This is a genomic window from Bradyrhizobium sp., from assembly GCF_035570375.1.
Taxonomy (GTDB): Bacteria; Pseudomonadota; Alphaproteobacteria; order Rhizobiales; family Xanthobacteraceae; genus Bradyrhizobium.
The window spans coordinates 49607-62049 of sequence record NZ_DATMLW010000030.1 but is presented as its reverse complement, the minus strand read 5'-3'; the positions used below and the strand labels follow the sequence as shown (position 1 = coordinate 62049).

Annotated in this window: 13 protein-coding genes and 2 pseudogenes; 6 read left to right on the top strand and 9 right to left on the bottom strand. The window is 58.3% G+C overall.

Translation table 11 applies throughout. The features are described 5' to 3' along the window. Nucleotides 1–649: 649 nt before the first annotated feature. The 4 genes and pseudogenes from VNX23_RS03910 to VNX23_RS03895 form a co-directional block, all read right to left on the bottom strand. Nucleotides 650–1079: pseudogene (locus tag VNX23_RS03910) on the bottom strand (helix-turn-helix domain-containing protein); the annotation flags it as partial. A 120-nt stretch (nucleotides 1080–1199) separates the two neighbouring features. Then, nucleotides 1200–1463 (bottom strand): GlsB/YeaQ/YmgE family stress response membrane protein, encoded by a 264-nt coding sequence (locus VNX23_RS03905; protein WP_325627865.1) that lies wholly within the window; start codon nucleotides 1461–1463, stop codon nucleotides 1200–1202. Nucleotides 1464–1894: 431 nt separating this feature from the next. Then, nucleotides 1895–2419 (bottom strand): Spy/CpxP family protein refolding chaperone, encoded by a 525-nt coding sequence (locus VNX23_RS03900; RefSeq protein ID WP_325627864.1) that lies wholly within the window; start codon nucleotides 2417–2419, stop codon nucleotides 1895–1897. A 215-nt stretch (nucleotides 2420–2634) separates the two neighbouring features. Further along, nucleotides 2635–2823, bottom strand: coding sequence for a hypothetical protein (locus VNX23_RS03895; protein ID WP_325627863.1), 189 nt, complete (start codon nucleotides 2821–2823; stop codon nucleotides 2635–2637). Between the two features lie 558 nt (nucleotides 2824–3381). Between VNX23_RS03895 and VNX23_RS03890 the strand changes: the two are divergent. The 6 genes and pseudogenes from VNX23_RS03890 to VNX23_RS03865 all read left to right on the top strand — a co-directional run. Beyond that, nucleotides 3382–3697, top strand: a pseudogene (locus VNX23_RS03890) (SDR family oxidoreductase); the annotation flags it as partial. A 221-nt stretch (nucleotides 3698–3918) separates the two neighbouring features. Continuing rightward, the gene (locus VNX23_RS03885; protein WP_325627862.1) at nucleotides 3919–6708 is read left to right on the top strand and encodes an ATP-binding protein; all 2790 of its coding nucleotides are present in this window, start codon (nucleotides 3919–3921) and stop codon (nucleotides 6706–6708) included. 135 nt (nucleotides 6709–6843) lie between these two features. Beyond that, on the top strand, nucleotides 6844–7479 hold the full coding sequence (locus VNX23_RS03880; protein WP_325627861.1) for a response regulator transcription factor: 636 nt from the start codon (nucleotides 6844–6846) through the stop codon (nucleotides 7477–7479). Nucleotides 7480–7520: 41 nt separating this feature from the next. Next, nucleotides 7521–7943 carry a response regulator transcription factor gene (locus VNX23_RS03875; RefSeq protein WP_325627860.1) on the top strand — a complete coding sequence of 141 codons (423 nt, stop codon included), beginning with the start codon at nucleotides 7521–7523 and terminating at the stop codon, nucleotides 7941–7943. Between the two features lie 209 nt (nucleotides 7944–8152). After that, nucleotides 8153–8353, top strand: a complete 201-nt coding sequence (locus VNX23_RS03870; RefSeq protein ID WP_325627859.1) for a hypothetical protein — start codon at nucleotides 8153–8155, stop codon at nucleotides 8351–8353. An 88-nt stretch (nucleotides 8354–8441) separates the two neighbouring features. After that, entirely contained in the window at nucleotides 8442–9269 is an 828-nt protein-coding gene (locus VNX23_RS03865; RefSeq protein WP_325627858.1) for a response regulator transcription factor, read from the top strand. A gap of 361 nt (nucleotides 9270–9630) precedes the next feature. On the opposite strand, the gene VNX23_RS03860 is transcribed toward VNX23_RS03865, so the two are convergent. From VNX23_RS03860 to VNX23_RS03840, 5 genes are all read right to left on the bottom strand, one after another. Continuing rightward, a complete protein-coding gene (locus tag VNX23_RS03860; protein WP_325627857.1) occupies nucleotides 9631–10257 on the bottom strand; it encodes a hypothetical protein in 627 nt (208 codons plus the stop codon). 179 nt (nucleotides 10258–10436) lie between these two features. After that, nucleotides 10437–10880 (bottom strand): hypothetical protein, encoded by a 444-nt coding sequence (locus tag VNX23_RS03855; protein ID WP_325627856.1) that lies wholly within the window; start codon nucleotides 10878–10880, stop codon nucleotides 10437–10439. An 84-nt stretch (nucleotides 10881–10964) separates the two neighbouring features. Further along, the gene (locus VNX23_RS03850) at nucleotides 10965–11252 is read right to left on the bottom strand and encodes a winged helix domain-containing protein (RefSeq protein ID WP_325627855.1); all 288 of its coding nucleotides are present in this window, start codon (nucleotides 11250–11252) and stop codon (nucleotides 10965–10967) included. A 276-nt stretch (nucleotides 11253–11528) separates the two neighbouring features. Further along, complete coding sequence (locus VNX23_RS03845) at nucleotides 11529–11726, bottom strand: helix-turn-helix domain-containing protein (protein WP_325627854.1); 198 nt, start codon at nucleotides 11724–11726, stop codon at nucleotides 11529–11531. A 114-nt stretch (nucleotides 11727–11840) separates the two neighbouring features. Then, on the bottom strand, nucleotides 11841–12422 hold the full coding sequence (locus VNX23_RS03840) for a hypothetical protein (protein ID WP_325627853.1): 582 nt from the start codon (nucleotides 12420–12422) through the stop codon (nucleotides 11841–11843). Nucleotides 12423–12443: the final 21 nt, after the last annotated feature.

The window sequence follows — 12443 nt, the reverse complement described above, 5'->3', positions numbered from 1 at the left end:
GTACGCTAGCGGGACCGGTAGGAAGCGGACACCATTGATGAAGGTATGCCTTGGCTGGCCCAATTTCGTTCAAGGATTGAGCTGCGCTAGGCGAGGGCTTTTCTCTTGGGCAATTAATTAGCAGGCACCGCAGAGCCTGCACTCCGAACCAACCTATCCGCCTTTTTCAGGACGTAGGTATTTTCCGGCTGTTCTCTAGCGAAGAAGCTGACCACTACGAAGGCTGCGCAAAATAGCAGGCCTACCAGCATAACTTTCCGATAGGTGCGTCTGTCTGCGGTGTGAAAAGAACTCGACATAAAAAACTCACTGCAACTTCACACGGAACGCGCGTCTTTGACCGGGGCCGAGGCTAGCGAGTGACTATTTCCGGACGGCTTCGCAGCGAGTGGAAAATGGTTTCGTCGGACCGCTGCCAAAACAACACCGCGGGCGGGCAGCGCGGGCCGGCTCCGATCGGCCGGCGCATGACAGACCGCCAAGCCCGGATTCACCGGCGGGCTTCCTATGCCAGAAAACCGATGATCGGCATCGATATCGGAAAGAACTCATTCCATGTTGTCGGTCACGATGGTCCCGCTCCTGCACCGAAGCCGAGCGCAACCGCTTTTTGCGAGCCTAGTGCGTCCTGTTCGCGACATCATCCAAGGCTGCCATGACGCTTGTAGTCGTGGGTCATCGTCCCGGCGCGGCCCTTCTTCATTGGCAAGCCGGGCTGGGTGCGGTCGAGCGCCTGGATCTGGCTCTTTTCATCGACCGAGAGGACGACGGCATGGGCGGGCGGATCGACATACAGACCGACAACGTCGCGCAGCTTGTCGACGAACCGCGGGTCGGCGTGTCTTATCGTGCAGGAGGCTGTCGTAACCTGCCTCTATGAAGCGTTCCTGCCAGCGCCACACACAGGTCTTCGACTTGCCGGTCCGGCGCATGATCTCATTGGTGCCAACACCGTCCGCGCTCAACAGGACGATCTCAGCCCGCCAGACATGCTTGTGTGGGGTGTTGCGGTCCCGCGCCAGCGCCTTCAGACGGCGGCGGTCGGCAGGCCCAAGAGTGATGGAAATTTCGGTTCGCATGCGCCAGACTCGCATGCATTCAGGTCCCGGGGAATCCCCTCCCGGATTCAAATGTTAGACCCGGTCCACTAGCTCTGGGCTTAAAGCAGACATCTCGCGAGGATGCTTAGGTTGGACAGGTTACGTCCGCTCAAGCCGTGGTGCGATAACCCCCCAAACTACCAAGACTATGATCGCGCCGACGATTGCTCCGATGAAACCCGCTTCTTCGCCAGCTTTATACCACCCGACAGCCTGGCCAAGGTATGTTGCTGCAAAGGCTCCAACAATCCCGAGCAGGGCCGTCAAAATAAACCCCTTAGGCTCGAACTTGTTGCCAGGATGAAAGAATCGCGCCAGCAGCCCCGCCACAAAACCAATTATGATTGTCCAAAGAAAATGCATTGCCGTGCTCCCAGGTTTCGCGTGCTCAGTGGTGCGCGCATATTCAGGGGTCGCATTGATTCAAATCAAGGTCTCATGACCCAAGACCCCGCGGCTCCGCTGGCCCCGTTCCGCTCGGGAGCCGCCATCAAACGCGGCCTGTAAAGCGAGCCAAGCTTCGACACGATATTCGCGACCCAGCGTCATGTCCGTTAATGGGATGGACCGGCTGCTTCCCCGCGAGGATAGTCTGCAAGGACTTTCCCGCAGCATCCCACATCGGCACCATAGCCGTAGCCGTACCGGAAAGCGCACCTCCAAAGAACTTATGTAATCGGTGCGCAATCGTGGCTTGGCAGATACGAGGCCGCCGCGAAGGCGGCCTCTACGGCTTATTACCTTATAGACTGGATATTACGCGGCTGATTTAGGCACGTGCCGAATACTGCGCTTCAGTCTTCATCCTCAGACTGCGCACGGCGCCGATCTACGGCATCACTCATATCGTGGAGTACAAAGATCGCGAGTGCCGCCATGCGCTGCCTCTGCTCGGGACTGAGCGTCTTGTAGAGTGGCTGCCACGCCTCGGCGAGTTTATCCAAATCGGCTGATCGTTGAGCCAAAGCTTCCGAGCGTCGTTGCAAAAAGGCGATCGGGTCACGATTTTTCAGCGTTTCGAGAGAACTTTGGTCGACCCGCTTACCCACCGTTTCTTTGACCCTTGCAATACGGGCTTTCCGATCCTGCGCCCCGCTACGAATAGCGCTCTCTACGGGCGGCCACAATTTCTCCTGCTCAGGTGTCAGCTGCAACGCGGCCTTCACCAGATCAACTCGCATATCCGCCAGTGTATTCTGGTCCGCTGCATTCAGCCGTTCTGGAATCGCAGGAGAAGAAGTTTGCGAGTTTTGCGCGTTGGCAATCGTGGATGCGGTAAGGAAGAGTGCGGTTGTTCCGAACACTACTATTTTCATCATTGGTGATCTCCTAGGATAACTCGCCCCCCTAGGCACGCCGCGCAAAGTAGTGCAGCACTGCGAGGTCCCGTTGACTTAAATCAACGAACTCGCCCGCTCACTGTTGTCGTTGACGCTGCTCTTGTCCCGGATGACAGTACCTCTCGCGCTGGAGTTGGTCGCTGCAATCACGATGTAGCGGCAAAGTCGCGGCATCCACCATCGATGATTGTTTCCTATGGCTCCGATGCTTGACGCAGAAAATGCCGAAGGCCGCCGAGGTCACGCAGAAGTGCAAAATGATAGAACACGCCGATGGAGAAAAGGACTTTTCTGCAATCACCGCCGCCTAAATCCATTTCGACATCACCGGAGCCGCTGGTGCAGTAGTCGTTGTTGAAGATGCGATGATCGACCTGCCCCACAATTGCTCGGCGAACCTGCAACTAGATGCGACCATCATTTAAACGCGCTGCGGGCGTCGCTGGATGCAGTTGTACATTGCCCAGTTTCGACGGCGCCGAGGCGCGGAAACGTAGCTGGCTGGCTGCGCGGCTGGCGCAAGTCGCAGTTGATGCTAACCGTGAAAGATCGCTATCCTGAAAGACGCTTGGCCTCGGCGGGTTGTCGTCCCCGAGACCGGCGGGGCCGGCTGGTCGCTAACACCCTTGCTACCCCTCGCGATCAGCCGGTTTCGATTGCAGCTGACAGCATCGACGATCGGTTATCTGAGCCCTATGGAGTTCGAACGCAAAGCTGGATTAGCTTAACCGCGTGTCATTCAAACCGGGGGCAGGCCAAATCGACTTTATGCACCGTCCCTGGTTCTGGATTGAGTAACGCGCCAGCAAATCACAGAAGCCCATGGTCTACATCAAACATAATTTCGGTCGGTTGGAACCGCAGCGAAGGTTAAGGCCGCGCCTCACCTCCGCACCATTATGCCCGCACCAGCAAAGCCTTGGTGGTGGGATACAGCGCCATATGTTACTGCAAAACACGGACTGATCGGCCTAGCGAAAGTTGTCGCCAAGGAAGGCGGCGCGCACAGTGTCCGCGCTAACGTGATCTGCCCCGGCTTTGTCCGCACCCCTCTGGTCGACAAGCGGATACCGGAGCAGGCCAAGGAACTCGGCATCTCAGAGCAGAAAGCATCAAGAATGTTATGCTGAAGGAAAACCGTGGGTGGCGAATTTACCACGGTCGACGACGTGGCCGAGACCGCGCTGTTTCTGGCTTCTTTCGGTTCAAATGCCCTAACCGGCCAGTCTCGTAAGTCATGGGTGGTTTATGCAATAACAATCACCTAAGCACTCGGGGCGCTGCCACCGAACACGAAGCGTTCGGAAACAGCTCCAATGTCGGCCTTTGGTCAAGTTGCCGCAACACGAGAGGTCAGGGTCAAGCATGAGGCGACAGGACCATCTCGGAATTTTGCGTGGCGCCACGGCGGAGGGCGGCGACCTTCGCATCCTGGTACAACAGCGTTACGCGTCCGCCGCCATGCCCTGTGATCGACCATGACGGCTGTCGTCGCGTGGTTTGAGGCCCTCCTCAGCAACATCCCCCTCCCGATGCTGGAGGTCTGGGGGCGGTTTGCCTTTGTCGTCGGCCTCTTCCTGGCTATCTGCGCATTCGGCGGCTTTACGTTCCGGATCGGGGAGCGTTGGGGATTCGGCCGTGCGCGGCAGGGATGGGACGCGAAGGCGTTCCTTAGCGTGCCGCTGACGTTCGTGCTGATCATCGCGACCGGCTACATCGGATCATTCATCGTGCTTGTCCCTGGTGCACAGACGTTCGAGTCGTTGAAGGATCTGGCCGTTCTACTGAGCGTCATTCTTCTGGGCTACCCGGCGCTCATCACCATTCCCTTCGCATACGGATTGTCGGACTTGATTGAGGGCGTCCCTCCGGAGTTCCTGCTCGCCTGGCTGCCGGGATATTTCATCAATCCCGCATGCTTCTGGATTGCCCACCAGTTCTTGGGCAAGAATCCCGACTTTCGGATGACTGGGACGTGGTGGCGATACCTGGCGGCCGCCGTCTTGTTCATGACGCTGGAACCCATGTTGTGGGGGTACGAATGTTCGGACCAGTTCCCCTCGGGAATTTCGTACCACAGTATCACTGCGGCGCTGCTGTTCACGACGTCGATCACCTGGGCAATGGGGCCCGTGGCCTTCTTGATTGCCCTGCCGCTGGCCCGGCGATTCGAATGGTTCTGGGCGGATATCCCCGGTCGTGTCAGAGAACGCGCGATTGGGAGCAGCGAATGGGTCTGGGAATCAGGTCGTGGCGAGGCGCCGGGAAACGCCGGCCCAGTGCAGGAAGGCCTGCCGATCCGGATCTTCATCTTCGCGCCGTTCATCGCACTGGTGCTCGTGATGGTTGGTGCCACGGCGATTGTCGCGCTTCAGACCGCAGACGACGACGCGCAGATGCTGGCGACAAGGCTCCATCAGGCAATGTCTGCGAACATCCGCTTGCAGCTCGACGATTACCTCGCACGTTCGCCGCCGCCGGCGGGCGTCCAGCGCGAAGACGCTCTCGACTCCCTGCTGCGAAGCCAGGCCGTCGGCACCAACGGTCGGGCTGTCATCCTTGACATGACCGGCAGGACGGTCGCCTCGTCCGCTTCCGCCGGCGATCCGGTGGTAGCGAACGCAATTGCCGCTCTCGCGAAGCGCACCGGCCCATCGGGGCTGTCTGCAGGGACGACCGAGTTCCAGTTCGATCACGTCACGGCGAAGCCGCTCTCGCGCGAAACGTGGTTGACCTATGCGACCGCCTATCGCGATCACGGCGCCGGCCATGATTGGATTCTGATGACGGCCATGCCTGAAGCGTTCTATCTGGCAGGCTTGCGCAAAGCCAACAGCCGATCCGCGATGGTGCTCGCCCTCGCGCTGGTGCTCTCCCTTGTGCTGGGCGCGGCCCTGGCGTCCATGGTGACTGCGCCACTCCGGCAGATGGCCCACGCGACGCGGACGATGGCCGGTGGGGATCTGAGCGTCCGGGTACCAGGCACCAAACTGGAGGAGCTGGATGCCCTCGCGGAATCATTCAACGCCATGGCGGCCAAGCTCAAGAAGTCGTTTGACGACCTGATCGGAGAAAATTCAACGCGGAAGAGTCGCGAGCAGGAACTGAAGGAAAGCGAGACCCGCCTGCGTTTGAGCGAAGAGCGGCTAAAGCTCGCTATCAACGCGGCGTCGCTCGGTATCTGGGACTGGAACGTCGAACAGGATCGGCTGGTTTGGGACGACTCGATGTTCCGGCTGTACGGCGTTCGCAAGGAAGAGTTCAGTGGCGCTTCCGAAGCCTGGTCGCGCTGTCTTGTTCCGGAAGACGTCGCGCGAGCCAAAGCGGATGTCGTGGCGGCGCTTCGTGGCGACCGCGAATTCTCGTCCGAGTTCAAGGTGCGGCGGGCCGATGGCGCCATCCGCATCATTCGCGGCGTGGCGCAAATCATCCGAAACGCGGACGGCAGGCCCGTGCGCATGGTCGGCATCAATCGGGATATCACGGACCTCATTAACGCTGAGCGGGAACGCGTCCGCGCCAACGAAGCCGTGCACGCGGCCCAGGCGGAGCTCGCGCAAGTGGCACGGCTGACGACCATGGGCGAACTCGCAGCATCTATCGCCCATGAAATCAGCCAACCGCTCGCTGCGGTCGTCAGCTTTGGAAATGGGGCGCTCCGATGGTTGGCCCAGGACCCACCCAATCTCGGGGAGACCAAAGCGGCTCTCAAAGGCGTCGTCGAGGCGGGCAATCGCGCAGGAGAGGTGTTAGTGCGCATTCGGGAGCTGCTCAAACATCGCAAGCCGGAATACGCTTCGCTCGATGTTAACGAGGCGATCCGGGATGTGCTGGCGCTGACGGGGAGCGCGCTGCGGAGCCGCTCGGTGGCGGTTCAAACGATACTGGCCGCGGACCTTCCTCTCGCGTTGGGCGATCGCGTCCAGCTGCAACAGGTCATCATGAATCTGGCCATGAACGGGGCGGACGCCATGGGCTCCGTAACGGATCGACCTCGCGTGCTGCGGGTCGAATCGAAGGTTAACGGCGAAGGCAGCATTGTGGTGAAGATCGAGGATTCGGGCACTGGCATCGAAGAAGCGATCCGTCATCGCATCTTTGATCCACTGTTCACGACCAAGCCCGCGGGCATGGGCGTGGGGCTGTCGATCTGTCGAAGAATTATCGAGGCACACGGCGGCCGACTCTGGGCTGCGTCGGGCACGCCGCACGGCACTGAATTCCAGTTCACGATTCCCGGTTCGAATCGGCCCCCGATGCCTGCATAACCGGTGGGGAAATCAGGACTGCTCTTCGCCTGCTTATGCTGTGGACGTGGCCGACGGCTTACCGTGGAGCCTTGCGAACGATATAGTGCAGTGTTCAAGGTCGCTCTACCGTTCTAGCGCCAGGGGCCTGTCGGAATGAAGAACGATAATTCCGGGAAATCGATCGTATTCGTCGTTGACGATGATCCGTTACTACGTGGATCTGTCTCAAGTCTCCTTCGATCGTTCGGCTTGCAGGTACGGGTTTTCGCCTCCGCGTCGGAGTTTTTGCAGGAAAAGCGGCCGCCGCTCCCGAGCTGTTTGGTGCTCGACATCAGACTTCCTGGCGAAAGCGGACTGGATTTTCAGGCCGAGCTGTCGAGCCGCAATATTCATATCCCTATCATTTTCATGACTGGTCACGGGGATATCCCGATGTCGGTAAGGGCCATGAAAGCCGGCGCGGTGGAATTTCTAACCAAGCCTTTTCGCGAACAGGACATGCTGGATGCCGTGAAGCTTGCGCTGGAACGGGATCAAAGCCGAATCGAGTCCGAGAATGCTTCCTCCGGATTGAAGTCGAACTTCGAGACCCTGACCCCGCGTGAGCGGGAAATCATGGCCCTGGTTGTGTCAGGACTGATGAACAAGCAGGTCGCCGGCAAAATCGGGCTCAGCGAGATCACGGTGAAAGTCCATCGCGGTCGCATCATGCAAAAGATGGGAGCCAGGTCGCTGGCGGATCTCGTGCGGATGGCTGAAGCCCTGGGCATCCGCCCTTCGACGTCGTAGCACGATACTCAAGTATAATTACCTCGGCTTTCTTTTTCACAATGATAGTGTTCTCGTACCAAGGCTCGGTCAATTTGGCAGAGGTTCCCCTGATCTCAATCGTCGACGATGACGGATTCGTTCGAGAATCCACAAGTGGTCTCATTCGATCGATGGGGTATGCTGCGGAAACATTTGCTTCCGCCGAGGAGTATCTGCGGTCGAATCGCGCTGCGGACACAGCTTGTTTGATCTCCGACATACAGATGCCCGACATGGACGGTGCAGATCTGCAGGATCGGCTGATTGCCGCCGGGCTTCACACGCCGATCATTTTCGTAACCGCCTTCCCTGACGAAGGTATGCGTGCGCGCGTCTTGAAGGCCGGCGCCTATGGTTTCCTGACCAAGCCGTTCAGCGACGAAAGCCTGATGGACTGCCTGGACAGGGCGCTGCTCGGCAGCAGGACTGATCCAGCCCCATAATCATAGCTCTCCGATGACATACCCATTGCGCTTTCTGAAGCGGCGCGAAGGCGCGTGCTCGGCCGGGTTCAACAAGCGGACTATACACAAGTATCGCGTTATATCTCTTCAGACAATGAGAGTTGCCGAACGTGCGATATACGCTCGCTCGCATAATGCACCTTTGGCCCAGGGCTTCGTAATAGCCCGCTTCGCTTGGGGAAGAGATCATGCCTCATGCCGCCTCGATCTACAGCAACGGCTACAACGAGCCAATCACGCCCGAAGTTCTCCACGGGATTTCGCGCCAGCAAGGACGGCTGCCCGGCACGATCGTGAACCCCGCGCCATCTCAGCGTGAGATTGACGCCAAACTGATAATGGATCGGCTCTTGCGCGAATGCCTCACACGCAAATCGCCGTGGGAGTAAGCACAGCTTCCTGGCGCCGAGTGTCTTTTCGCCAGGGGCACCGGTTTGAATAACACGATGGGGTAATGTGAAGGGGCGTGGAGGGCATATGCCGGGCTTGGTGCATGTTATCGATGACGATGTGTGCTTCCTGACGGCGATGGAGCGTCGCTTGAAGTACGCCGGTTACGAGGTGGCGACCTATGTTTCGTCCCGGCACTTTCTGGATCGATTGCCGAGCGAGAGTGTCCCGAGCTGCGTTCTCCTGGACGTGCAAATGCCCGGATTGGACGGTCCGGCACTGCAGTCACGGCTGAGTGAAGCCGGCTCGACCCTGCCAATCATCTTCCTCACTGGTCATCCTGATATCCCGACCACGGTGCGGACCATCAAGGCGGGTGCGAATGATTTTCTCACCAAGCCCGTATCATCGGATGAACTGCTTCGTGCAATTGAGCGAGCGATTGCGCATCATGAAGTGACATTTGGCCGGAAACGCAAGCTGGATATGGTTCGCGATCGTATCGCAACATTGACGCCGCGCGAGCGGGAAGTCTTCGAACTTGTTATTCGCGGCGACACCAACAAGCAGGCCGCCCGCGCGTTAGGTTGTACCGCACGAACAGTCAAAGCGCATCGCCACAGGGTGATGGAGAAAACACAGGCCCAATCGCTGGTGGAACTCGTGTCCCTTGCCGAGCGGGTCGGCGTTTTCGAGTCAACCGCACCTCGCTCGTTGATGGCTGGTCCCGTAAATAAAGCCGTCACCGAAAATTTGCGGAATTTGCATATTGCCCGGTGTCCGGCCGGCGCAGGCAAGTTCGAGAAGGTTGCGCCCGCGCGTGAGCAGAAGGACGAGTTTGAGCTCCTTGCTGCCGGTCAGAGCAGCCAAGGGACGTCCATTTTGGCCCGACACATCATAACCGTTCGTCGCTAACACCACGGCGATTTAGGACCTATGCCACGCAGACCAAAACGTTCGCGACGGAGGGCGAGGCCAAGCAATTTGCGAAGGCGATGTTGACCCACGAGTAAGACGCTAACTACTCTGACTTAATTTCCGTTCCGCAAGAGACGGGCAAGCTCGTTGATGTAGCGCGAGGCGCTTGTGGCTTCTTTCGTCCGACCGCCATGCCGGAAATTGCCGTTCTTCTTTCCTTTCGGCGCGCCGCCGCGGGCGCCGTGCATCCTACAAACACGATAGCCCCTCACAGCCGGCGATCGGCAGGGCAGACCAGTCCGTTTCGATTTGGCTGCGCACCGAGGCGCGTCGTGGGCGCTTTGCATGGAGTTGATGGTCAATTCGATTTGGTACCTCCCCCCACCCCAACTGGATCAGGCTGCCTTGCCTCGCCGAGGATCGGCATAGGCCCCTCTGAATTAGCTGCCAGCAGAGCAGGAGCCGCGACATTGCGAGCGCCGCCGGTGGTGACGCTATCGGCAATGATCGCCTGATCCGCGGTGACGTTGTTCGTGGTGACGTGCTTGACGGTGATTTGTTGCTGCCCTCGGCCTCGGTGGTGATCGAGCCGTTCCGTCAGCATCATAACGGTGCGGGCAGCCTTATCCGCCAGCTGCAAGTATTTCGTCCGCGTCTCGAAAAACTCCGGCGGCTGCCCCCAGCCCTTCCGATACATTTCGAGCGCAGCCTCGTTGGCTGCCATCAACTGCGCAATCAATATTCCCTCGATCGGATCCGCAGGCGAAATATCTGCAACTCCGTACGAAACAGCCAAAGCAGCTTCGGTGATTTGATCCCCATTCGAGCGAGGTAGCGCATTAATGGTCAGGTTATTGAGCCTGCCGTTCCATTCGTCCGCCTGGCTTCCGCCAAGCTGCTTAAACTCGCCCTTTGACGAATTAGGATCGAATGTCAGCAAGATGGCTTCCGACGCGTTGTTAGGTTTCTTCGCTTTCTTCTTCAATTTAACATCCTCGCGCTATTGTGATTGTGGTTCGCCGCTAGGCCCTCTTTGAAGGGCGCGCTTCGCTCCACTACGCCTATGGTAAACTATATGTGTGCCCTGAATTGATACCGCGACCATGAGCTTTCGGGCCCTCACGGTACCAATCGACGGCACCGTGAGGTTCTTTTCGGGTTGTTTCACGCGGCGCGGTGGATCTGATTTGATACCGCGACGGGATATTTTGATACCGCGTTTTGTTTTTCGCGGCCCCAGCTCATGAACTTCTTGCTCGGAAGTTCTCCGGTGACATCGCAGCCCCACCACGTCAAACGCCATTCGGTGGCGTGCAGCGCCTTTCGGCTGAACGCTCCCTTCGACATGCAGTCGATAAAGCCGCGCTCCTGCAATTCGGCAAAGGCGCGCTGAGCGGTGCCTCGTGCGATATTGCACCGTTCGGAAGCCCGACGGATCGAGAGCCCCAGCCTGCCGTTGTTGGTGCCGTCATGGCCCCTGGCGATTTCGACCAGGACGGCGCGGGCTTGGCAGGTCAGGGACAGATAGGCGGGCGAATCCAACATCCACCGATACAGCCGCACGTGGGGGGCATCGAGGCGCTTATTCATTCTACGGCGCTTTGGCATGACATTCCCCTACAATGGCCAGAACCCCGTTCGTGATTGTTCGCGACATTGAGAGGGCTGTGATTTGTAGGCCAGCAATCGCCATCACGATCCGCCGCCTTTCTTTTCGAGGATGCTAATCAGACTTCGCAGCACATCGCGCGCGTGCTGGCCGGAAAAGGGGCCACCGTGCTTTTCCCGGATAGTCTCGACGATGATGCCCGCCCTGCGAAGTTTGTGCACGTAGCCACTCCAGCGAGGTCCCGGATGATCGATTGGGGTGCATCCGTTCTCGTTGGCGGCCTTCAACTCCAGCAATGCCCATGCGTCACGTCCGCGCACGGTCACCACCGGTCCGGTTTCGCCGATTTGAGCTTTCACAACGAGAATCATTGGCGGCCCTCCCCATCAGAGAAGCCAGCGTTTGCAATGATGGCTTCTGCGGCGGCGAGGGATACGCGGCACCGACTGACAACCCATCTGACGCGGAAGTCGGCAAGGGCAATCGCGCCACTAGCGGTCCGGTTAGAGAGCTCCGGGAGGTGGTTTTGTTTCCGAGGGTGTGTTAGAGACTTCACTGTCAATTTTCCTTTGCAAGAGGGGCTTTGGCGATAGCTGCGGAGCGGTGCCGACCACCGCTCCGCAGCTTTTTCGTTTCATAGCGTAAACTCATGTGGCACCTGGGAGTGCCGCCAGGAATTCGCGGAGGTCTTGACGCAGGACGAGCGTTCGCTTCCCGCACTTGCGGGCCTTCAGGCTTCCGTCGCTTATGGCTTGGTAGATTTTCGTGCGGCCGATGCCGGCTATAGCGCAGGCTTCCGCAATCGAAAGCCCTTCGCGCTGCAGTTCGATAATATTTTCGAGCATTTTGTCATTCTCCACTTTCGTTCACGGTGAATCGTGCGAACGGATGAAGAATGGCTGGTAAATTCCGACACTAAAACCTAATGGCTTAATTTCGTCGCCGACGAAAATTGGATGCTATGAGTTTTCGTCGGCTCTCAGCGAACCGATCGCGCCCAATAAACCGGCGCCCATGACTGGCGTTGTGCCGGTGTTGGCAAGGGCCTTTGCCAAAAGGCGACGTTTGGCCTCTGCCCGCCGGGCCTCACGATGACGCGTTATGAGGTTTGGCAATGTGTATCGTTTCCAAATCTTGGATTTGTCCGCTCTCAGTTCCCTTATTGCAGCTTCATAGCTATTGTGGCCCGGCCGGAGCGCCTTCACCTCGTTCAAAACCTCATTAGCAAGGCCATCTTTCCAACTTGGTTTGCGGCCACGCTTACCTTTCGGCTCGTGAATTACTTGCATTCCTGGCACGTGGGTCAGCGCCAGAAAGATTGCTAATTTCTCCCAAGCATTTGGAGCGTCAGGGTCGATTTCATACCAAACGAAAAGTGATTGAAGCTTTACGAGTCGCTGTTCATTGGCTCGTTTCTCAGCTTGCGGCCTCGCCAGTTCGGACAGGAGGCCGCCGAATATCGGCTCGTAAATAGGATTGGCGAGTTTACCGGTATATTTTCGGTGACTGAAGGTCTTTCTCTTTTTTGGTTTCATCGACACAATGGACCCCCGAAGCACCCC